This is a genomic window from Mesorhizobium sp. BHscii, assembly GCF_053848065.1.
This window is the reverse complement of sequence record NZ_JBSPKW010000015.1, coordinates 98,229-119,302: the sequence shown is the minus strand read 5'-3', so window position 1 is coordinate 119,302 and position 21,074 is coordinate 98,229. Positions and strand designations below refer to the sequence as shown.

The 21,074-nt window shown below is 62.9% G+C and carries 21 protein-coding genes and 1 tRNA gene; 12 read left to right on the top strand and 10 right to left on the bottom strand.

Annotated elements, in window-relative coordinates:
- Positions 1-216: 216 nt before the first annotated feature.
- The 3 genes from ACWTU7_RS20900 to ACWTU7_RS20890 form a co-directional block, all read right to left on the bottom strand.
- A complete protein-coding gene (locus tag ACWTU7_RS20900; RefSeq protein WP_455840044.1) occupies positions 217-1,410 on the bottom strand; it encodes an IS91 family transposase in 1,194 nt (397 codons plus the stop codon).
- Between the two features lie 2 nt (positions 1,411-1,412).
- A complete protein-coding gene (locus ACWTU7_RS20895; RefSeq protein WP_455840043.1) occupies positions 1,413-2,321 on the bottom strand; it encodes a tyrosine-type recombinase/integrase in 909 nt (302 codons plus the stop codon).
- A gap of 616 nt (positions 2,322-2,937) precedes the next feature.
- Positions 2,938-3,014 (bottom strand) — tRNA-Arg (locus tag ACWTU7_RS20890).
- Positions 3,015-3,164: 150 nt separating this feature from the next.
- Between ACWTU7_RS20890 and ACWTU7_RS20885 the strand changes: the two genes are divergently transcribed.
- On the top strand, positions 3,165-3,461 hold the full coding sequence (locus ACWTU7_RS20885; protein ID WP_029348647.1) for a DUF768 domain-containing protein: 297 nt from the start codon (positions 3,165-3,167) through the stop codon (positions 3,459-3,461).
- Positions 3,462-3,613: 152 nt separating this feature from the next.
- Here the strand turns inward: ACWTU7_RS20885 and ACWTU7_RS20880 are convergent, their stop codons facing one another.
- On the bottom strand, positions 3,614-4,777 hold the full coding sequence (locus ACWTU7_RS20880) for a M20 aminoacylase family protein (protein ID WP_455840042.1): 1,164 nt from the start codon (positions 4,775-4,777) through the stop codon (positions 3,614-3,616).
- Positions 4,778-5,007: 230 nt separating this feature from the next.
- Here ACWTU7_RS20880 and ACWTU7_RS20875 point away from each other — a divergent pair, with 230 nt between their 5' ends.
- Together ACWTU7_RS20875 and ACWTU7_RS20870 are read left to right on the top strand one after the other, a co-directional pair.
- Positions 5,008-6,177, top strand: a complete 1,170-nt coding sequence (locus ACWTU7_RS20875) for a D-alanyl-D-alanine carboxypeptidase family protein (protein ID WP_455840041.1) — start codon at positions 5,008-5,010, stop codon at positions 6,175-6,177.
- Positions 6,178-6,181: 4 nt separating this feature from the next.
- On the top strand, positions 6,182-7,288 hold the full coding sequence (locus tag ACWTU7_RS20870) for a CobW family GTP-binding protein (protein ID WP_455840040.1): 1,107 nt from the start codon (positions 6,182-6,184) through the stop codon (positions 7,286-7,288).
- 283 nt (positions 7,289-7,571) lie between these two features.
- Here the strand turns inward: ACWTU7_RS20870 and ACWTU7_RS20865 are convergent, their stop codons facing one another.
- The 5 genes from ACWTU7_RS20865 to ACWTU7_RS20845 form a co-directional block, all read right to left on the bottom strand.
- Positions 7,572-7,847 carry a sulfurtransferase TusA family protein gene (locus ACWTU7_RS20865; protein ID WP_455840039.1) on the bottom strand — a complete coding sequence of 92 codons (276 nt, stop codon included), beginning with the start codon at positions 7,845-7,847 and terminating at the stop codon, positions 7,572-7,574.
- Between the two features lie 5 nt (positions 7,848-7,852).
- A complete protein-coding gene (locus tag ACWTU7_RS20860) occupies positions 7,853-9,160 on the bottom strand; it encodes a L,D-transpeptidase family protein (protein WP_455840038.1) in 1,308 nt (435 codons plus the stop codon).
- A gap of 296 nt (positions 9,161-9,456) precedes the next feature.
- Entirely contained in the window at positions 9,457-10,407 is a 951-nt protein-coding gene (locus tag ACWTU7_RS20855) for an acetyl-CoA carboxylase carboxyltransferase subunit alpha (RefSeq protein WP_455840037.1), read from the bottom strand.
- 99 nt (positions 10,408-10,506) lie between these two features.
- On the bottom strand, positions 10,507-11,424 hold the full coding sequence (locus ACWTU7_RS20850) for a site-specific tyrosine recombinase XerD (RefSeq protein ID WP_095517831.1): 918 nt from the start codon (positions 11,422-11,424) through the stop codon (positions 10,507-10,509).
- Between the two features lie 29 nt (positions 11,425-11,453).
- Positions 11,454-11,606 carry a hypothetical protein gene (locus tag ACWTU7_RS20845; protein ID WP_029348640.1) on the bottom strand — a complete coding sequence of 51 codons (153 nt, stop codon included), beginning with the start codon at positions 11,604-11,606 and terminating at the stop codon, positions 11,454-11,456.
- A 273-nt stretch (positions 11,607-11,879) separates the two neighbouring features.
- Here ACWTU7_RS20845 and ACWTU7_RS20840 point away from each other — a divergent pair, with 273 nt between their 5' ends.
- From ACWTU7_RS20840 to ACWTU7_RS20825, 4 genes are all read left to right on the top strand, one after another.
- Positions 11,880-12,485 (top strand): shikimate kinase, encoded by a 606-nt coding sequence (locus ACWTU7_RS20840; RefSeq protein ID WP_455840036.1) that lies wholly within the window; start codon positions 11,880-11,882, stop codon positions 12,483-12,485.
- Positions 12,482-13,645 carry a 3-dehydroquinate synthase gene (aroB, locus tag ACWTU7_RS20835; protein WP_455840035.1) on the top strand — a complete coding sequence of 388 codons (1,164 nt, stop codon included), beginning with the start codon at positions 12,482-12,484 and terminating at the stop codon, positions 13,643-13,645. The genes ACWTU7_RS20840 and aroB overlap by 4 nt, the downstream gene beginning before the upstream one ends.
- On the top strand, positions 13,642-14,535 hold the full coding sequence (locus ACWTU7_RS20830) for an HlyC/CorC family transporter (protein WP_095517828.1): 894 nt from the start codon (positions 13,642-13,644) through the stop codon (positions 14,533-14,535). Before aroB ends, ACWTU7_RS20830 begins: the two co-directional genes overlap by 4 nt.
- A 91-nt stretch (positions 14,536-14,626) precedes the next feature.
- Positions 14,627-15,427 (top strand): alpha/beta hydrolase, encoded by an 801-nt coding sequence (locus ACWTU7_RS20825; protein WP_455840034.1) that lies wholly within the window; start codon positions 14,627-14,629, stop codon positions 15,425-15,427.
- A gap of 3 nt (positions 15,428-15,430) precedes the next feature.
- On the opposite strand, the gene ACWTU7_RS20820 is transcribed toward ACWTU7_RS20825, so the two are convergent.
- Positions 15,431-15,733 (bottom strand): BolA family protein, encoded by a 303-nt coding sequence (locus ACWTU7_RS20820; RefSeq protein WP_455840033.1) that lies wholly within the window; start codon positions 15,731-15,733, stop codon positions 15,431-15,433.
- A 192-nt stretch (positions 15,734-15,925) separates the two neighbouring features.
- Here ACWTU7_RS20820 and ACWTU7_RS20815 point away from each other — a divergent pair, with 192 nt between their 5' ends.
- From ACWTU7_RS20815 to ACWTU7_RS20795, 5 genes are all read left to right on the top strand, one after another.
- On the top strand, positions 15,926-16,555 hold the full coding sequence (locus tag ACWTU7_RS20815; protein ID WP_036262308.1) for a J domain-containing protein: 630 nt from the start codon (positions 15,926-15,928) through the stop codon (positions 16,553-16,555).
- A gap of 122 nt (positions 16,556-16,677) precedes the next feature.
- Positions 16,678-17,664: a cobaltochelatase subunit CobS gene (gene cobS, locus ACWTU7_RS20810; protein WP_455840032.1), complete on the top strand. Its 987-nt coding sequence runs from the start codon at positions 16,678-16,680 to the stop codon at positions 17,662-17,664.
- 10 nt (positions 17,665-17,674) lie between these two features.
- Entirely contained in the window at positions 17,675-18,130 is a 456-nt protein-coding gene (locus ACWTU7_RS20805) for a hypothetical protein (protein ID WP_455840031.1), read from the top strand.
- A 9-nt stretch (positions 18,131-18,139) separates the two neighbouring features.
- Positions 18,140-20,038, top strand: coding sequence for a cobaltochelatase subunit CobT (cobT, locus tag ACWTU7_RS20800; protein ID WP_455840071.1), 1,899 nt, complete (start codon positions 18,140-18,142; stop codon positions 20,036-20,038).
- On the top strand, positions 20,035-21,063 hold the full coding sequence (locus ACWTU7_RS20795; protein ID WP_455840030.1) for an esterase-like activity of phytase family protein: 1,029 nt from the start codon (positions 20,035-20,037) through the stop codon (positions 21,061-21,063). The genes cobT and ACWTU7_RS20795 overlap by 4 nt, the downstream gene beginning before the upstream one ends.
- The last annotated feature ends 11 nt before the right edge of the window (positions 21,064-21,074 follow it).

Below are 21,074 nucleotides of genomic sequence, written 5' to 3'. Positions count from 1 at the left end.
TCGATTTTCGGCAGATGTCGGCGATGGCGCGACCGGTGTCGGGAAGTTCTGGGGTGAATGCAGACAGACTGCCTCGTTGCGCCTGCACGCGGTGTTGTCGGGACGGTGGGCGGCTGGGCGCGGCTCTGTCGGCGTTGATGATCACCATGGACACGCGTGGATCCGGTGCCGGAGGCTGTGCGCCTACGGCTTGAGACTGGATCATGCCGTGCCGGGTCATGGGGCGTTCTCCGGGTTCGGTGTCTTTTTGTCCGGGGGTCCGCGCGGCTGCCTCCATCGTTCGAAGGTCTCGATGATGATCATGCGGCCGCCACAGCAGGGGCATGGCGGGCGGAAGTCGTCCGGTTCTTCCGTGGTGTCGTCATCGGACGGTGCGGCGACGTTCAGGAGTTCGCGAGCAAGCGCGAGGCTGGCCTTGCGAGCGGAGCCGGCAAGCAGGCCGTAGTGTCGGATGCGATGGAAGCCGCGCGGCAGGACGTGCAGCAGGAAGCGGCGGATGAACTCATCGGTGGCAATCGTCATGACCTGCTGCCGCTCGGCGCCAGGGCGACGATAATCCTTGTAGCGGAAGGTGACGCCGTCCTCGTCGAAACGGATGAGGCGCCGGTTCGAGATCGCGACCCGGTGCGTGTAACGCGACAAATAGGCAAGCACCGCCTCCGGTCCGGCGAATGGCGCCTTGGCGTAAACCACCCAGCGTTTCCTCGTGACGGGAGCGAGGTGGCGCAGGAATGCCCGCCGGTCGGTGAGGTGCGCCATCGATCCGAAGGAGCTGAGCCGCCCGACGTCGTGCAGCGCGACCAGACGGGTCAGGAAGAGCCGTCGGAACAGCTTGCCGAGTACCCCCACCGGGAGAAGGAAAGCCGGCCGCGACGAGATCCATCGGTTTCCGTCCGGCGCGATGCCACCACCAGGAACGATCATGTGGACATGCGGATGGTGCGTCATCGCCGAACCCCAGGTGTGGAGCACGGCGGTGATGCCGATGCGTGCGCCGAGATGCTTCCGATCTGCCGCGATCGTCAGCATTGTCTCCGACGCTGCCTTGAACAGCAGGTCGTAGACCGCCGCCTTGTTGTGGAAGGCGATGTCGGCGACCTCGGCGGGCAGCGTGAACACGACGTGGAAGTAGCCGACCGGCAGCAGGTCGGCCTCTCGCTCGGCAAGCCATGTCCGCGCCGTGGCACCTTGGCACTTCGGACAATGCCGGTTGCGGCAGGAGTTGTAGGCGATGCGCCACTGGCCGCAGTCCTCGCAGGCCTCGACGTGACCGCCAAGGGCCGCGGTGCGGCAGTGCTCGATCGCCGACATGACCTTGAGCTGGGCGAGGCTCAGATGCCCGGCATGGGCGGCCCGGTAGGCGGGCCCGGCAGTGCGGAAGATGTCGGCAACCTCGATCGAGGCGCGCACGCTCAGCCGTCGGGTGAGATCTCCTCCGGCTTGAAGAGGCCAAGCTTGTCGAGCGGGCTCGTGACGGTGCGCACCGTGCGGGTTGCAACCTTGGTGTAGAAGGCGGTGTTGTTGAGCTTGGCGTGCCCGAGCAGGACCTGGATGATCCGGATGTCGGTGCCGTCCTCCAGCAGGTGGGTGGCGAAGCTGTGACGCAGTGTGTGCGGCCCGACCCGCTTGGCGATGTCGGCCGCTTGCGCTGCCTCGACGACCACGCGATAGAGCTGGCGGGTGCTGATGGGCTTCATCGCATGCAGCCCCGGGAACAGCCAGCCGTCGCGATGCATCACCCCCTGCTGGCGTCCGACCTTCCACCACTCCCGGAGAAGAGTGAGCAGATCCTCCGACAGCATGGCGTTGCGGTAGCGCCCGCCCTTGCCACGCTCGACGCGCAGCAGCATGCGCTCGCTGTCGACGTCGGCGACCTTCAACATCGACACCTCGGCGACACGCAGGCCCGCGCCATATGCGACCGACAGAGCCGCCTGGTGCTTGAGGCAGGTTGTGGCATTGAGCAGTCGGGCCACCTCGTCGCGGCTGAGCACCACGGGCAGCTTGCGCGGATGCGACAGCCGTACGAGCCTGCGAGCTAGGTCCGGCCGGTCGAGCGTGTGAGTGAAGAAGAAGCGCAGCGCCGACACGATGCTGTTCATGGTCGGAACGGGAACGCCGTCCTCCTGCTGCTCGATCTGGAACCGGCGCAGGTCGTCGGTGGTTGCTGTGTCTGGTGAACGCCCAAGGAATGTCGCCAGGCGTCCGATGTCGCGGAGATAGTTGCGCTGCGTCTCTCGTGAGAAACGCCTCAGATTCATGTCGTCGATCAGTCGTTGGCGCAGCGGGCTGATAGGGGCATCGAGAACGGAATGGGGCATGACCAGGCTCCTTGTTGAAGAAGCCCGTCATGCTCTGCCCCAGCCGGACGACGCTCAACGCGAGCGGCGACGGCCGACTCTTGATCTCTACCTCAACTGCAGGCGCCCTCCCGCGCAGCGGGTTCGTTCTTCGGCCCATTGCGGCCTTCGAGAACTGTAGACGAACGATTGCCTATGGCCGTTGGACGCTTTCATCGAACAGCCAAAGCTGCCGTTAGAAGGCCTCGCTTTGGGAAGTTTCGCCATTGCTTCCCTGCAGGGTAAGAATGCCTACAGAGTCGACCTCAAGGAGTAGGTCTTTATGTACCGCCTGAATAGCGTAACGATCCCAGCCCACGAAAAAGCCTCTCTCAATCAGGAGTTGAATACGTCCTCCGGGCCTCGAACCCTAGAGGGATTTTCGACTATCATCGATGCACAAGCCGCTGTCATATCGGCGTGGTTACCAAATGTCGGCATCGGTGGTTGCGTGTCCCCGCAACCTACTCAATTCCGGCACCCATTCCCAAGCCGGTTTAGCCGTGCGTGGTCGACATTCTAGGGAAAAACGCCGTACTAATTGCCGTACTAATTTGGAAAAAAGTACGGCAATGGTTCGCTAACTATTTGAAAAGCGTGGTGATCCCGACAGGAATCGAACCTGTGACCTACAGATTAGGAATCTGCCGCTCTATCCTACTGAGCTACGGGACCACGCGGCCCGACACATAACCGCTTCGGACCGTTTCGCCAAGAGGCAGGCTCGATGCAATCGGCCGGTTGCGAGGTGGATCGCAAAGATGAGCTGGGGATAGCGGAACTTCGGACCACCGCCGCGCTTTAGTGTGCCGAAGGAGATGCCGCATGAGTGCTACGAGAGAGTTCTTTGAAACCTGGCTCCAGGAGAACGTCGGTAACCTGCCCGCTGAAAGCGAGGTGAGCGTGGCGGTCCTGGCTCAGCAGTTCGAACAAGATGCCGACGCCGCCGGCTACGGTCACGAGGTGCGCGAAGACGAGATCGGCGACATTGAAGAGGCGATTGAGAAAGCTTTGGACAAGGCCCGGACCGGCGAACAGCAGCAGGCCGATCCGGTCGAAGAGAGTGATCTGGCGCCCGTCATGGAGGCGCTGGAGGTCGAGGACCCGAAGAGCGGACCATAGCGGTCCAGGCGCCATCCACTGATTTCGAAAAGAGTCCCAGCGGTTGCCCCTCCACCCCACATGACGCTCATGATAGATGCGTGGGTATCGGCGTCGCGTTGGCTGCCTACCCTTGGGGGGCAAGCCCGAGGGTAGGCTTTGGGGGCGATGCATTAGGCGGCCAGCGCCGTCTCCGCGAGCTTCACCCAATAGCTCATGCCATGCGGGATGACTTCGTCGTTGAAGTCGTAGGCAGGATTGTGGAGACCGGCCGTGTCGCCATTGCCGATGAAGATGAAGGCGCCCGGCCGCGCTTCCAGCATGTAGGAGAAATCCTCGCCGCCCATCACCGGCTGGATGGCGCGATGCACATGCGCCTCGCCGGCGACATCAGCCGCGACGTCGCTGGCAAAGGCCGTCTCTTCCGGATGGTTGAAGGTGACGGGATAATTGGCATTGTAATCCACCTCGATCGTTGCGCCGAAGGCCGCGCCCACGCCCTCGCAGATCGCGCGCACGCGCTCCTCAGCCTTCCTGGCGACCTCCTTCTTCAGCGTGCGCACGGTGCCGGCGATCTCGGCGCTCTCGGGAATGACGTTGTAGGCGTCGCCGGCGTGGAATTTCGTCACCGACACCACGACAGCCTCGACCGGATCGGTGCTGCGCGAGGCGATCGTCTGCAGAGCGCCGACGAGCTGGCTGGTGATGACGATCGGGTCGATCGTGCCGTGCGGCATCGCCGCATGCCCGCCTCGGCCCTTGACGGTGATGGTGAATTCGGCGGTCGCCGCCATGATCGGGCCCGGCTTGATGGCGAACTGGCCGACCGGCAGGCCCGGCATGTTGTGCATGCCGAACACCTTGGAGATGCCGAAGCGCTCCATCATGCCCTCCTTGACCATCTCGTTGCCGCCGCCGCCGCCTTCTTCGGCCGGCTGGAAGATCACCGCGAGGGAGCCGGCGAAATTGCGCGTCTCGGCAAGATATTTGGCAGCACCGAGCAGCATTGCGGTGTGGCCGTCGTGGCCGCAGGCGTGCATCTTGCCCGGAATGGTCGAGGCGTAGGATTTTCCGGAGATCTCGTTGAGCGGCAGCGCGTCCATGTCGGCGCGCAGGCCGATGGTCGTGCCTTCGCCCAGGCGGCCGCGGATGATGCCGACGACGCCGGTCTTGCCGAGCCCGGTCACCACGTCGTCGCAACCGAAGGCCTTCAGCTTCTCGGTGACGAAGGCGGCGGTCTTGAAGACGTCGAAATTCAGCTCCGGCGTCTGGTGCAGATGGCGGCGCCAGCCGGCGACCTCGTCTTGCATTTCGGCGGCGCGGTTCAGGATCGGCATGATGGTTCCATCTCGCTGTTGGAGCAGACGGGCTCTGCCTGCTGCTTTGCAAATTGTGCCTGCTGTTTTACAATTGTCATTCAGGCGCTTTGCCATCTTGACGTCACATAGGCTAAATAGCACCGCAAGATTGCGATCCGGATAGGGGCCGGATCACCATGCTGGCGATCGCGTAACAAATCTTACGGAGCCAGAGGCGACTGCGGCAAGAGGCGATTTCGGATTCCACCATGCGGTACAGGCATTTCCTCAAACTATTGCTGGCGGGCGCCGTGGCGCTTCCGGTGCTGGCCGGACCGGCTCTCGCCAATCCGACGATCGTGTTCGATCTGGGGAATGGCAAGATCCTCCAGCACCAGGAGGCTTTCAAGCGCTGGTATCCTGCCTCGCTGACCAAGCTGATGACCGCCTATGTGGCATTTCGTGCGATTGCCGCGGGCGAGGTCCAGCTCGATTCGCCGATCAAGGTCTCGAAACGTTCCGCCGGCGAGCCGCCGAGCAAGATGGGCTTCAAGCCGGGTTCGGTCATGCGGCTCGACAACGCGCTGAAGATGATGCTGGTCAAGTCGGCCAACGACGTCGCCATGGCCGTCGGCGAGAACATCGGCGGTTCGCAGGCCGCTTTCGCCGAACGCATGAACACCGAGGCGCGCCGGCTCGGCATGACCGGAACGCATTTCGTCAACCCGAACGGGCTGTTTTCGCCGGACCAGTATACGACGGCGCGCGACCTCGGCTTGCTGGTGATGGCGATCCGCACGGAATTTCCGCAATATGCCCCATGGTTCTCGATCGAGGGCCTGGCCGTCGGCAAGAAGCAGATCCCGAACTACAATCTCCTGATCGGCCGCTATCCCGGCGCCGACGGCATGAAGACCGGTTTCGTCTGTCCTTCGGGCTTCAACATGATCGGCTCGGCAACACGCGGCGGGCGCACGCTGGTGGCGGTGGTGCTTGGCGAGAAGTCGGCCGTCACCCGCGCCGAGACCGTCGCCAGGCTGCTCGACCACGGCTTTGCCACGCCGACACCGGGCTGGTTGACGGTGGCGGCGCTGCCTTCCTATGGCGACACCACATCGGTCAACAACCTGAATGACGAGATTTGCAGGAAGAAGCCGGCTAAGGAGCAGTCGGAAGCGGTCACTGTCGGCGATAAGAATGCGCCAAAATCTCCCTATCGGAAAAAGCTCGACCATGTGCCGACATTGGTCGCCGTCGGCCTTGGCGGCGCCACCGGGCCGAAGCCGAAGGCGATGCTCGATGCATCGGGCCGGGAATATGCCGACGTGCCGCTGCCGAACTGGCGGCCCGACCTGCCGCCGCCGCCCGGCGCCGAGCCGGCAGTGATCGGTTCCGCCACCGCGGCCCAGGACGACCAGCCCGCCAAGGCCTTGAACTAGCCTGATGAGCAGCGGCTTTCCCATCGCCGTCTCGGTGTTGACCGGCTTTCTCGGCGCCGGCAAGACGACGCTGCTCAACCGGCTGCTCAGGGATCCCGCACTTGCCGACACCGCGGTCATCATCAACGAGTTCGGCGAGGTGGCGATCGACCATCTCCTGGTCGAACAGGCCTCAGACGGCATCATCCAGCTTTCCGACGGCTGTCTCTGCTGCACGGTGCGCGGCGAACTGGTCGACACGCTAGCCGATCTCGTCGACCGGCTGCAGACCGGCCGCATCGCCCGGCTTGCCCGCGTCGTCATCGAAACCACCGGTCTCGCCGATCCGGCGCCGGTGCTGCAATCGATCATGGCGCATCCGGCGCTGGTCCAGGCCTTCCGGCTCGACGGCGTCATCACGCTGGTCGACGCGGTCAATGGCAATGCGACGCTCGACGCCCATGTAGAGGCGGTGAAGCAGGTGGCCGTCGCCGACCGCCTCGTGCTGACGAAAGCCGAGCTGGCCACCGATCCGCGCGACGTCGAGGCCTTGCGGGCCCGGCTGCGGCAGATCAATCCGGGTGCCGAGCTGCTCGATGCGGGTGACAGAAGGACCGATGTAGCGGCGCTGTTCGATTGCGGCCTCTACAACCCGGCCACCAAGTCCGCCGACGTGCGGCGCTGGCTGGGCGAGAAAGCCGCCCATGATCACCATGGCGGTCATGACCACGGCAACCATGAGCACGATCACGACCATCGGCACGATTCCCGCGTGCGCTCCTACTCGTTGGTTCATGAAGGGCCGGTGCCGTTTTCGGCGATCGAGATGTTCTTTGACCTGTTGCGATCGGCGCATGGCGAGCGCCTGTTGCGCATGAAGGGCGTCATCGAATTGCTGGAAGACCCGTCGCGGCCGCTGGTCGTCCACGGCGTACAGAAGATCCTTCATCCGCCGGCGCGGCTGCCGTCCTGGCCGGACGGTCAACGCGGCACAAGGCTGGTGCTGATCACGCTCGACATGCCGGAAGACTACGTCCGCCGGCTGTTTGCCGCCGTCACCAGCCGGCCGTCGATCGACACACCGGACCGCGCAGCGCTGGAAAACAACCCGCTGGCCATCGCCGGGCGGTAGCTTCAATTTCCGAACGCCGCACTGCCCTCTAACGGAATTGCAAACGTTCCGGAGCTGGCGGCGTCCGTGCAGCTACCAATCTCCCTCCTTGAGGGGGAGATGTCGCCGAAGGCGACAGAGGGGGTCGCCTCGGCTGGTGCGACGCCCCGCAGGACGAAAGAAAAGGTTGGCGCTTCACGCGCGGCAACCCCTCTGGCCTGCCCTCTTTGCCAAAACTTGGCATCTCCCCTCAAGGGAGATTGTCCCGCTCAGCCGCTTTCGCCAGAACGAGCTAAGCTGAAACTCAGCCACCGCCGCGCTCGACGAGGAAGCGATGGCCGCCTGATATCGCTGCCGTTTCGATCAATCGATGGCCGCTCTCGGTGCAGAAGGCGGGAATGTCGATGACGGCGAGGGGATCAGTGGTTTCAAGCCACAGGCGGCTGCCCGGCTGCATTGTTGCCAACCGCTTTTTTGCCTTGAGCACGGGCAACGGGCAGTTCAGGCCTTTGAGATCGTAGACGGCGGCGGGGCTGGTTGAGGGCCTTTCTTCTTGGCCCCCATCTTCTTGTTCAAGCATGAACCTCAGCCGCCGAACATGCCGAGCAGCTTCTTCTTCAGCCTTGTCGTCGTGCTTTCGTCGGCACTCGCCGCCTGCGTTTCGATTGCCGCGGCGGCCTCGGAGGGCACGACGGTTGCAGTGGCGACAGGCGCTTCGGCTGCGGCCCGGACCGCTTCCTCTTCAGCCAGAGCCTGAGCCTTAGCCTCAGCCTTAGCTGCCTCTTTCTCGGCCTTGGCTGCTTCTATCGCGGCAAGCCTTTGCTCCTCGGCCTTCTGCTTGGCGGCCTTCTCCGCGTCGAGCGCGGCCATCTTGCGGCCGGCCGGCGAATCGATGCGGCCCATGCGCGCCGTCGCCGTCAACGAGCCGTCGGCGTTGAGCGAGGGCGGCTCGATCGGCACGCGTTCGCCACGGGCGCGCTTCTTCGACCACTCGGAGACGATGCTGGCTTCCTTGATCCCGGCGATGGTCGGCTTGGGCGCCGGCACGCTAGCCTTGACCGCGCCGTTAAAAGCCGCTTCGTAGGTGCTCTGATAGGCATTGAAGGCGCTCTTCAGCGAATCCGGCTGCGTGGTCGCGGGGCAGGCGCCGGTCGGATCGAAGGTCGCGCCGTCAGCCGCGACCTGGTTGAAGACATAGCGCTTCTCGCAGACATCGACCTTCGGCGGCACTTTGGTGATCTCGAAATTGTCGTAGCCGACCTTCAGCATCTTCCAGAATTCGTAGTTCGGATCTTTGCGATAGCGCGCCATGTTGGCGGCGGTCATGCGGAACGGAAAGGCCTGGATCTGGAACTCGGTCTGGCCGCCCTGGAAAGCGTCGCGGCCGAAGGCGTAGATCTGCTCGATCTGCGCGTCGGTCATCGAATAGCAGCCCGACGACGAGCAGGCGCCATGAACCATCAGATGGGAACCGGTGCGGCCATTGGCTCGGTCGTAGGCGTTGGGATAGCCGATGTTGAAGGCAAGGTGGTAGCTCGACCGCGGATTCATCTGCGCCGGACGGACAGTATAGAAGCCTTCCGGTGCCTGGCGGTCGCCTTCGGTGTATTTGGGACCCAGCTTGCCCGACCATTTGCAGATGTCGTAGCTGGCGACCAAGTCGTAGCGGCCGTTAGGCTTGGCCTTCCAGATTTCGAGCTTGCCCTCTTCCTTGAAGATGCGGGCCATCACCGGCGAGGTGCGGGTCATGCCCTTGGCCTTCATGCTGGCCAGGATCTTGTCGGGCAGCGGCTTGTTGGCGTGGGGGGCAAAATCCTTCATCGAAGAATCGGTGCAGCCGGCGACGCCTATCGCGGCAATCAGAAGTCCGGTGCGGGCAAGCTTGGCAAACATGGCTATGTCTTTTCTTTCGGACCGCAGGCATCAACGCCGACAGACCCAACCCTAAGTCCGTTAACCTTGAAAATTCCTTACCGCAAGCGCCGGGCCATTACGGCAATCCGATTGAAACGAGTGCAGCGGCATTTTTGTGGCGAAGGTGCTCAATCTCGCCACATTGCAGCGCCGAAACCGTCCGGCGGTCCGTCCGATTGAAATCGGACGGCCCGAATCTTCTTGTTTCACCATGATCTTTTCCGAAAACCGGTACCCACTTTTTGCTACGCTGACCTTCGGTTTGGGATCATGGTCTAAAGGTTTCGCCCCATAGCCAGGTATTTTTCGCGGCGCTGCTCGCGAAAATCGGTGTTGGCGCCGGAGAACTCCTTCATCGTCTTGGCGATGAGGTCGCCGGTGGCGGCAATCACCGTTTCCGGGCCACGATGGGCGCCGCCGAGCGGTTCGGGAATGATGGCGTCGATGATCTTCAGCTCCAGCAGATCCTGGGCGGTGATCTTCATGTTGGTCGCCGCATCCTTCGAGCGGGTGGTGTCGCGCCACAGGATCGAGGCGGCGCCCTCCGGCGAGATCACCGAATAGATGGCATGCTCGAGCATGTAGACGCGGTTGGCGGTGGCGATCGCGATGGCACCGCCCGAGCCGCCTTCGCCGATGACCACCGAGATCGACGGCACCTTCAGGCCGAGACAGGCCGAGGTCGAGCGGGCGATGGCTTCGGCCTGGCCGCGCTCCTCGGCATTGACGCCGGGATAGGCGCCGGCCGTGTCGACCAGCGTCAGCAACGGGATGTTGAAGCGATCGGCGAGTTCCATCAGCCGCACCGCCTTGCGATAGCCCTCCGGCCGTACCGAGCCGAAATTATGCTTCAGCCGGCTGGCCGTGTCGCAACCCTTTTCCTGGCCGATGATCGCCACCGGCTCGCCGCGGAAGCGGGCGAAGCCGCCGACGATCGCCTGGTCCTCGCCGAAATTGCGGTCGCCGGCAAGCGGCGTGAAATCGTTGAACAGGCCCTTTATGTAGTCGACGCAATGCGGTCTGTCCGGATGGCGCGCCACCTGCACCTTCTGCCACGGGGTCAGCGCCCTATAAGTGTCGCGCAATGCGTCACGCACGCGTTTCTCGAGACGGCTGATCTCATCGCCGACATCGACCGCCTCGCCATTCTCTGCGAGCTTCTTCAGCTCGACAATCTTGCCTTCGAGATCGGCAACCGGCTTTTCGAAATCGAGGTAATTGTACATTCTTGAGCGGACCGATAAGCCGGGAGGCAATGACTGACGGAACCTGGGAAATAGAGGCGCCGGGCGGTGGAACGTCGTCCTCACATAGCGATATGACGTCTAGTCGGCAAGCGGATGATGATCGTTGACCAGCCGCACCAGCCGCTCCTCCAGCACATGGGTGTAAATCTGCGTCGTTGAAATATCGGCATGGCCAAGCAACTGCTGCACGGCCCTGAGATCGGCGCCGTTCTGCAGGAGATGGCTGGCGAAAGCATGGCGCAGCACATGCGGCGATATTTTCGCAGAGGCGATGCCGGCGCGCGCGGCAAGGCCCTTCAGGTCCCGGGCGAAAACCTGCCTCGAGAGATAGCCGCTGTCGCTTGCTGCTGGAAACAGGAACGGGCTATCTGCGAAAGCCGGCACCGTTGCCCGGGCAGCGAGCCAGGCCCGCATTGCCATGCGCGCCTTTGCCGACAGCGGCACCATCCGTTCCTTGTCACCCTTGCCGCGCACCATGAAGAAACGATCGTCGCGCAGCGCCACCGTGACCGGCAGGCCGACCAGTTCGGAAACGCGCAGGCCGGTGGCGTAGAGCACCTCGACCAGGGCATGCAGGCGCAGCGCCGCCAGGTTGTCGCCATCGTTCAGCGAGGCGTCAGCTGCCTCCTGCGCTGCACGGTCGATCAGCCGGCCGGTGTCGGCCTCGCTCATCGTCTTCGGCAGCGGCCGGCCCTTCTTCGGACTGTCCAAGGTTCCGGTCGGGTCGTCGCCGCGCAGGCCTTCTGCATAGAGGAACTTGAAGAACTGGCGGATCGCCGACAGTTTGCGTGCCTGCGAGGTGGCAGCAAAACCGCGCGCCGCGATCTCGTCGAGATAGCCGCGGATATCGGCGGCGGCGGCACCCGCGAGCCCGCCGTCGATCTCGGCCGAAGCGTCTTCGAGGTCGCGGCGATAGCTGGAAAGCGTGTTTTCGGCAGCGCCGCGCTCGGCACTCATCATTTCCAAAAAGGCTTCGATGCGGGCCGCGCTATTCATTTCTTTTGGGTCAGTTTTTCTCTTTTGGGTCAGTTTTTCTTGGGGTTCAGCTTTTCGGGAGGAATGCGTACGCTCATTTCGGTCTTTCTCGGCTCGACGAACATCGCCAGAGCGAACATCGTGCCATAGACAATGCCAGCCAGAATCGTGAGCGTCACGACAAAGCGGAACAGTGTCGGCATCAATTTTCGCCCGTCTTCTTGTTCTGCATTTCCAAACCCTGTGCCCTTATGAGACGCCAATCCGGCCAATTCAAGGGCGAAGCTCGGACGACGCTCGGGGCCGCCACGCTTGACGCAAACAGGCTTTTGATGTCGATACGCCGGCAAAGAGGGCCTAAGCAGGCATTCGTGGGCTGGCCCACGAATGCCTGCTTAGATTCTTTGGCTTGTCGCAGTTCTTGTCGCCAAACCGTAGGACACTTGGCGGAACCTGCTTAGAAACATCATGGTGTCATGAACGCACTACCAGCAAATACTCCCGATGAGAGCCATGCCGCGCTGCTCGGCCGGCTGGGCAACCGTTCCATCGTCTTTGTCGGCCTTATGGGCGCCGGCAAGACGGCGATCGGCCGCAAGGTGGCGGGCATCCTGGGACTGCCTTTCATCGACAGCGATCAGGAGATCGAAAGCGTGTCGCGCATGAGCGTCCCTGAATTGTTCGAACGCTATGGCGAGACCGAGTTCCGGGCGCTGGAGCAGCGGGTCATCCTGCGCGTGCTGGAACATGGTCCGCAGGTGCTGTCTACGGGCGGCGGCGCCTTCATGAGTGCGCAGACGCGGGAGGCCATTGCCGGCCATGGCGTGTCGGTATGGCTGAAGGCCGAGATCGACCTCTTGATGGACCGCGTTTCCAAGAAGCAGAACCGGCCGCTCCTGAAAAGCGCCGACCCCCGCGCCGTGATCGAGCGGTTGATGGCTGAGCGCTATCCGGTCTACGCAGCCGCCGATGTCACTGTGCCGACCCGCGACGATCGCAAGGAGGTCATCGCGGCCGAGGTGGTGAATGCGCTTTGCGGGTATTTCGGCGTTGCGGCCGTGACAGGCGAGGTGCGGTCGTGAGCACCAATACGACAGTCACCGTCGAAGTCGGGCTCGGCGATCGTGCCTATGACATATTGATCGGCTCCGGCCTGCTTTTGCGCGCCGGCAGCGAGATTTCGCGCCGCCTGCCCGGTACGCGCGCCGCGGTGGTCACCGACGTCAATGTCGCCGCAGCACACCTTGAGACGTTGAAGGCCGGCCTTGAAAAGGGCGGCATCCAGCCCGCCGTGATCACGTTGCCGGCTGGGGAAAAGACCAAGAGTTTCGCGCATCTCGAAGAGGTGGTGGACGGCGTGCTCGCCGCAAGACTGGAACGCGGCGATGTCGTCATCGCGCTCGGTGGCGGTGTCATCGGCGATCTGGCCGGATTTGCCGCCGGCATCGTGCGCCGCGGCATGAATTTCGTGCAGGTCCCGACTTCGCTGCTGGCGCAGGTCGACTCTTCCGTCGGCGGCAAGACCGGCATCAACAGTGCGCGCGGCAAGAACCTCGTCGGCGTCTTCCATCAGCCGAAACTGGTGCTGGCCGACACCGAAGTACTCGATACGCTGCCGATCCGGGATTTCCGGGCGGGTTACGCCGAACTCGCCAAATACGGGCTCATCGATCGCCCCGACTTCTTCGCCTGGCTGGAGGAAAACTGGGGCCAAGTGTTCGCCGGCGGCCCGGAGCGGGCCGAGGCCATCGCCGAAGCCTGCCGCGCCAAGGCCGATGTCGTCGCCCGCGACGAGTTCGAGACCGGCGACCGCGCGCTGCTCAATCTCGGCCACACGTTCGGCCATGCGCTCGAGGCCGCCACCCACTATGACAGCGCCCGTCTCGTCCACGGCGAGGGAGTCGCCATCGGCATGGCGCTGGCCTATCGCTTTTCGTCACGCCTCAACCTGGCAAGTCCAGACGATGCGGCGCGCGTCGAGGCGCATCTTCGCGCTGTTGGCCTGCCCTGGCGCATGGCCGATATTCCGGGTGAATTGCCTGATGCCGAAGCGCTGCTTGCCTTCATCACCCAGGACAAGAAGGTTTCGCGCGGCGCGCTGACCTTCATCCTGACGCGCGGCATCGGCCAGGCCTTCATCGCCAAGGATGTGCCGGCGTCAGAAGTGCTGTCGTTTCTGAGGGAGAACCGCCCGGGTCAGCCGAAAGGCAGCCCGGGTCAGCAGAAGAGCCGCCCGGGATGAACGAGGCCGGCTGGATTGCCGCTGGTGTCTTGGCCGGGCTCGGCCTGCTCGCTTTCGCCTTTCGCGCGCGCCTGCTCGCTGCCTTCGGCTATGAACTGCAGCGCATCGAGCCGCAGCATTCGAACCATGATGAAGCGCGAGGCGCCGTCGACGATTTTCGGCGCGACGGCCAGGTGGTGCGCGTGGATCGCGCCCGCATCGGCCGCCTGTCCGATCTCGACGAGCTCGAAGTGTCCGATGTCATGGTCCACCGCACCAACATGCGCTCGGTCAATGCCGACAATCCGCCGGAAGCGGTGGTGCGCGAGATCCTGCAGAGCCCGCATACCCGCATGCCCTTGTGGAAGGGCTCGCTCGACAACATCGTCGGCGTTCTGCATGCCAAGGACCTGCTACGCGCGCTGAACGATGTCGGCAACGACTTTTCCAAGATCGACGTGATGAAGATCGCTTCAAAACCGTGGTTCGTGCCCGATACCACGACACTGCAGGAACAGCTCAACGCCTTTCTGCGTCGCAAGGCGCATTTCGCAGTCGTCGTCGACGAGTATGGCGAGGTCGAGGGGCTGGTGACGCTGGAGGACATCATCGAGGAAATCGTCGGCGAGATCGCCGACGAGCACGACATCGACGTGCAGGGCGTCAAGCAGGAAGCCGACGGCTCCGTCGTCGTCGACGGCACTGTGTCGATCCGAGACCTGAACCGGGCGCTCGCCTGGGACCTGCCGGACGAAGAAGCCACCACCATTGCCGGTCTCGTCATCCACGAGACGCAATTGATCCCGGACGAGAAGCAGGCGTTCACCTTTCACGGCAAGCGCTTCGTCGTCATGAAGCGCGACAAGAACCGGATTGCAAGGTTGAGGATCAGGCCGGCCGGTGACATCTAGTTCTGGTAGGTTCTGTCGCGGCTCACCAATCCTTGACTGCACGCTCGCCGCGCCGGCGTGCACTTTTCGGCTGGGCTGTCTGGAGATGACGGTGATCGATCGGCGAACCCTGCTTTTGATGTCGATGGCTTTGTTGCCGGCCAGCGCTTCGGCGGCGTCGCGCCGGCTTTTGCCATCTCCGCAAACCTTCGACTACGGACCGGCCAGGCTCGACATCTACGCGCGCGCTGGCGCTAGCTCCCTGCCTGTGGTCCTTTTCATTCATGGCGGTGCCTGGCGAGCCGGCAATCGCACCAACGTCGACGTCAAGCCGGGCTTCCTGCTCGACAATGGCTTCTGCTTCGTCTCGATCGACTACCGGATGCTGCCTAAGGCTGATGTCGCCACCCAGGCCGACGATGTCGAGCAGGCATATCGTTACGTGCGTGCCAACATCGTCAGATACGGCGGCGATCCGAACCGGATAGCGGTGATGGGCCATTCGGCCGGCAGCCATCTCGCCGCATTGACCGGGCTGCGCGGCGGTCTGCCCGGCGTCGCGGCGCTGGTTCTGAACGATACCAGGGCCTATGATCTGGAGGCGCTTGCGAGCAGCGGCGGCATGACGCCGGCCTATGCCCGGGCCTTTCCCGACCCGTCGCAGTGGCGCGCGCTGTCGCCTGCCACCCATGTCGGGAGCCGCAAACATCCGCCGACTTTTATCGCCTATTCGCGCGCATCGGGTCGTGAGGCGGCCTCACGGGCCTTCGCCGAGCGCCTGCGGGCGACCGGAACGGAGGTGACACTGTTCGACGGCAGCGCTTATTCGCACATGTCGATCAACCGCGACTTCGGCGAAGGCGACACCTTGACCCGTGCAGTGATGACTTTCCTGAAGGCGGCGCTCGGCTGAAGCCTACCACCTGGTCTTTTCGTCCGGCGCGGCCGGCTCGATCGCCAGCGCGTGGACACCAGCCTTCAGCTCGTCGGCCAGCAATGCGTTGACCGCGCGATGGCGGTCGATTCGGCTCATGCCGGCAAAGGCTGAGGAGACGATGCGGACGCGGAAATGCGTCTCGCCGGTGCCGTCATAAGTGTCGTGATGGTCGGAATCCTGATGGTGATGGCCGGCATGCAGATGGCTTTCGTTGATGATCACCAGCCGCTCCGGCGAGAACGCCTTCTTCAACTTGCCTTCCATCGTTGACTGTATGGACATTCGTACTTCCCTTCACCACATATGCGGGCGCATGACCCTCGAAAATCGGCGCCCTTTGCGCGTCCGGAAGGAAGCGCGGTACCGTCGCCGCGACAAAATTCGCCGATCGCCCGCTTTATGCCCCGATTCAGCGGTTAGGGCGATCATTGCAAAAATGTCAATTCTTGTTTCGCACCAGCGAACAGCCCATAAATGGGTGAGATGAAACCGTACCCCAAATATTTCGAGAAAATTCGCATCCGCCCGGAGAAGGATGCGGAGTTGAAGTCGCGCTCGCCGATCTGCCAATGGGACGGTTGCAAGGAGGCCGGCACCCATCGCGCGCCGGTCGGGCGCATGAAGGAGGGCGAATATTTCCAGTTCTGCTTCGATCATGTGCGCGAGTACAATAAGGGCTTCAATTATTTCTCCGGTGTCCCCGATACCGAGATCGCCCGCTTCCAGAAGGAAGCGATGACCGGCCACCGGCCAACCTGGAAGATGGGCGTCAACGGCGCCTCGACGCGCTCCTCGCCCGATTTCGCCCAGCAGCGTTCCGGCCGCGCCGGCTACTACAACCGCATGCGCGATCCGTTCGACCTGTTCAAAGGCCCGAAGGATCCGCGCGAAGCGCGGGAGCGCAAGGCCAAGCCGCTTGAGGCCAAGGCGCTGGAAACGCTTGGCCTTGATACAAAGGCGACTGGCAAGGATATCAAGGCGCGTTATAAGGAACTTGTGAAACGCCACCATCCGGATGCGAATGGCGGCGACAGAGGTTCGGAAGACCGGTTCCGCGATGTGCTCCAGGCGTATCGCGTGCTCAAGCAGGCAGGATTGTGCTGAGCGACCATTCGGTTCGTGTCGTTTTCCAACTTTCATAAGGTTGGAAAAGGCTCTAAGACCGCCCCCGAACAAAATCGATTGCCGGCGAAACGCGGCGTTCGCCCGTGGAGACGTTGATAAAGATGAACAAGGTCGATCGCGACATCGCCAACCTGCCCGACAGCACCGTGTCGGTGAAGGAGAAATTTGGCTTCGAGTCCAAGATGGTGGTGCCGGCCTATTCGGTGACGAGCGAGCATGTGCCCGACATCGATCCCGACTATCTGTTCGACAAGAACACGACGATGGCGATCCTCGCCGGCTTTGCCTACAACCGCCGCGTCATGGTGGCGGGCTATCACGGCACCGGCAAGTCGACGCATATCGAGCAGGTCGCCGCCCGTCTCAACTGGCCTATGGTGCGCGTCAATCTCGACAGCCATGTCAGCCGTATCGACCTCGTCGGCAAGGACGCCATCGTCGTCAAGGAAGGGCTGCAGATCACCGAATTCCGAGACGGCATACTGCCCTGGGCCTACCAGCACAACGTCGCACTCTGCTTCGACGAGTACGATGCCGGCCGTCCGGACGTGATGTTCGTCATCCAGCGCGTGCTGGAGTCGTCCGGCCGGCTGACGCTGCTCGACCAGAGCCGGGTCATCCGCCCGCATCCGGCGTTCCGGCTGTTCTCCACCGCCAACACCGTCGGTCTCGGCGACACCACCGGCCTCTATCACGGCACCCAGCAGATCAACCAGGCGCAGATGGATCGCTGGTCGATCGTCACCACCCTGAACTATCTGCCGCACGACAATGAGGTGAACATCGTGCTGGCCAAGGCCAAGCACTATCGCGACAGCAAGGGCAAGGAGATCGTCAACAAGATGGTGCGTGTCGCCGACATGACGCGTTCGGCCTTCATCAACGGCGACCTGTCGACTGTCATGAGCCCGCGCACGGTCATCACCTGGGCCGAGAATGCCGAGATCTTCGGCGATATCGGCATGGCGTTCAGGCTGACCTTCCTCAACAAGTGCGACGAGCTGGAACGCTCGCTCGTTGCCGAGTTCTACCAGCGCGCTTTCGGCCAGGATCTGCCCGAATCGGCCGCCAATGTGGTGCTGGGGTAACACCGATCCCATGGGAACGATCCTCCGGATATTCCTATGGAGTTTTTCAATCTTCTGCTTTGGTATCTGTCAGGCGGCTATGGCCCAGGATGAACCATTCAAAGCCGGGCAAATTTGGACTTATCGCGGCGCGACACCGGTATCATCGCGGTTAATCGTTGGCGCAGTCGATAACTTCGATGGCGAAAGCCAGCCGATCGTATCGGTTTCAGTTACCGACGCTCCAATTCCGAATGGCGGCAAGCAGCTACAAACCGTCCCCCACCTTCCTGTAGCCGCCGACGCGCTGAGAAAAAGTGTAATTGAACTTGAACGGATCGGTTCGATTCCTAATGGTTTTGACAACGGATACAGTTTGTGGAGACATGCATATGACAGCGGGAAAGGAGGCTACTTTACGATCTCGGTGGAAGAGGTTGTCGGCCACCTTCGCGCTCAATTTGGTCAGCAGCCGGCAGCAAAATAGAGATGTATGATGGCGGGTCCGGGCGACAACACGCGCAACAAGTCGAAGACGGGTTCTGAAGCTGACAGCTTCAAGCGCGCCGTCACCGTCTGCATGCGCGCGATTGCCGGCGACAAGGACCTCGAAGTCGGTTTCGCCAAGGATCGGCCGGCGCTGGCCGGCAGCCGCGCCCGGCTGCCTGAACTTCCGAAAAAAGCGTCGAAGGCCGATATCGCCATCACCCGCGGGCTCGGCGATTCCATGGCGTTGAAGCGCGCCTGTCACGACACGCGCATCCACACTCGGCTGGCGCCGGAAGGCAAGCAGGCCCGCGCCATCTACGATGCGGTCGAGCAGGCCCGCGTCGAGGCGATCGGCTCCCGCGCCATGCAAGGTGTGGCCGACAATATCGGCTCGATGCTCGAGGACAAATACGCCAGAGCCAACCTTATCGACGTCAAGGACAAGGCCGACGCGCCGATCGAGGAAGCGCTAGCCTTGATGGTGCGTGAAAAGCTGACCGGCCGCACCGTGCCAAAGAGCGGCGAGCGGCTGGTCGACCTCTGGCGTCCGTGGGTCGAGGAGAAGGCCAGCGCCGATCTCAACGGGCTGTCGGCCAAGCTCGACGACCAGCAGGCTTTCGCCCGTGTCGTGCGCGAGATGCTGGCTTCCATGGAAATGGCCGAGGAACTCGGCGACGACCAGGAGACGGAAGACTCAGAGGACAACGACGACAACCAGCCGCAGGGCGAGGAGCAGAGTGAGGAGGGCGGCGAGGACGATTCCGGCTCCGAGCAATCGCAGTCCGACGACACCGAAGCGTCGTCCGACGACGAGCAATCGGCCGAGACTGAGGCATCCGATGCCACCGCCGACGACCTGTCCGACGATGACGACGCCGATGCCGAGACGCCCGGCGAGGCGCGCCGCAACGACAATCCCTTCACCAATCTGTCGAAGGAGATCGACTACAAGGTCTTCACCACCGCCTTCGACGAGACGGTGGGTGCCGAGGACCTGTGCGAAGAGGAAGAGCTGGATCGGCTGCGGGCCTTTCTCGACAAGCAACTTGCCAACCTTTCCGGCGTCGTCGGCCGGCTGGCCAACCGGCTGCAGCGCCGCCTGATGGCGCAGCAGAACCGGTCCTGGGATTTCGATCTCGAAGAGGGTTATCTCGATCCGGCGCGGCTGGTGCGCGTCGTCATCGATCCGATGCAGCCGCTGTCCTTCAAGCAGGAACGTGACACCAAATTCCGCGACACGGTGGTGACGCTGGTGCTCGACAATTCGGGCTCGATGCGCGGCCGGCCGATCACGGTCGCCGCAACCTGCGCCGACATTCTGGCGCGGACGCTGGAACGCTGCGGCGTCTCGGTCGAGATCCTCGGCTTCACCACCCGCGCCTGGAAGGGCGGGCAAGCACGCGAGAAATGGCTGAAGGAAGGCAAGCCGCCGAATCCCGGCCGGCTCAACGACCTGCGCCACATCATCTACAAATCCGCCGACCATCCGTGGCGACGGGCGCGCCGCAATCTCGGGCTGATGATGCGCGAGGGCCTGCTCAAGGAAAATATCGACGGCGAGGCGCTGCTGTGGGCGCACAACCGCCTGATCGCCCGGCCGGAGCAGCGCAAGATCCTGATGATGATCTCGGACGGCGCGCCGGTCGACGATTCGACGCTGTCGGTTAATCCGGGCAACTATCTCGAACGGCATCTGCGCGCGGTGATCGAACTGATCGAGACGCGCTCGCCGGTCGAGCTCCTAGCCATCGGCATCGGCCACGACGTTACCCGCTACTATCGCCGCGCCGTCACCATCGTCGATGCCGAGGAACTGGCCGGCGCCATGACCGAGCAACTGGCCTCACTGTTTGGCGAGGAAAGTACGCGGGACACGCGACGCGGCGGCATGCGGCGCGCCGGATGATTTTTTCGCGGGGCGGCTTTCGGCAGACGCTTTTCGCCGTCACAGCGCTGTTCGTTGCCGGCATCGCCCTGTCGCCTTGCATCGCCGCGGGCAGCGTTTCGGTCGAGCCGATCGAAATCTCGGCACGGCTGATAGACCGGTTTCATATCGGCCGTGACGAAAAGCGGTTCGGCCCGCTCGAATTCGTCGGCGGGCTGGACATGACCTCGCCGTCACGCGATTTCGGCGCGCTGTCGGCGTTTCGCTTCCTCAAGCCCGGCAGTGATTTCATCGGCGTCGCCGACACTGGTTTCTGGTTCTTCGGCACGGTTACCCATGATGCCGACAAGCGCCCGTCGGGCATGCGGAATTTCCGCATGCAGCAGATGGTCGACGAGGCGGGCCTGATCGAAGAGAAATGGAAGGTCGACGCCGAAGGCCTTGCGGTCAAGGGCGGCATTGCCACGGTCGGCTTCGAGCGCATCCACCGTGTTTCCCAGTTCAAGATCGACCCGCACGATATGGGGCCGCCGTTCAAGCAATTGGATTCCCTGATTCCAGCCTGGGAACTTCGCCTGAATCGCGGCTTTGAGACCGTCACCCACGCCCATCCTAACGGCCAGCACCAAGGCGGGCTGGTCGTGGTGTCGGAGAAGAGCCTCGACAAGGCCGGCAACATCTATGCGGCTGTTATCGGAGGGCCGCACAAGGGTGTCTTCACCGTCAAGCGCAACGGCAATTTCGACATTACCGACGGCGCATTCCTGCCGGACGGCGACCTCTTGCTTTTGGAGCGCAGCTTTTCGATGGCTGGCGGGGTCAAGATGCGGCTGAGGCGCATCTATGGCGAAAGCGTCGAGAAGGGCGCCGTTGCCGACGGGCCGGTGCTGATGGAAGCCGACATGGCCTACCAGATCGACAATATGGAAGGGCTCGACGTCTGGACCCGCGACGACGGCGCACTGATGGTGTCGCTGATCTCGGACGACAACCACTCGATGCTACAGCGTAATCTCTATCTGGAATTTGTGCTGCACGAGGATTGAGAACGTGCGGC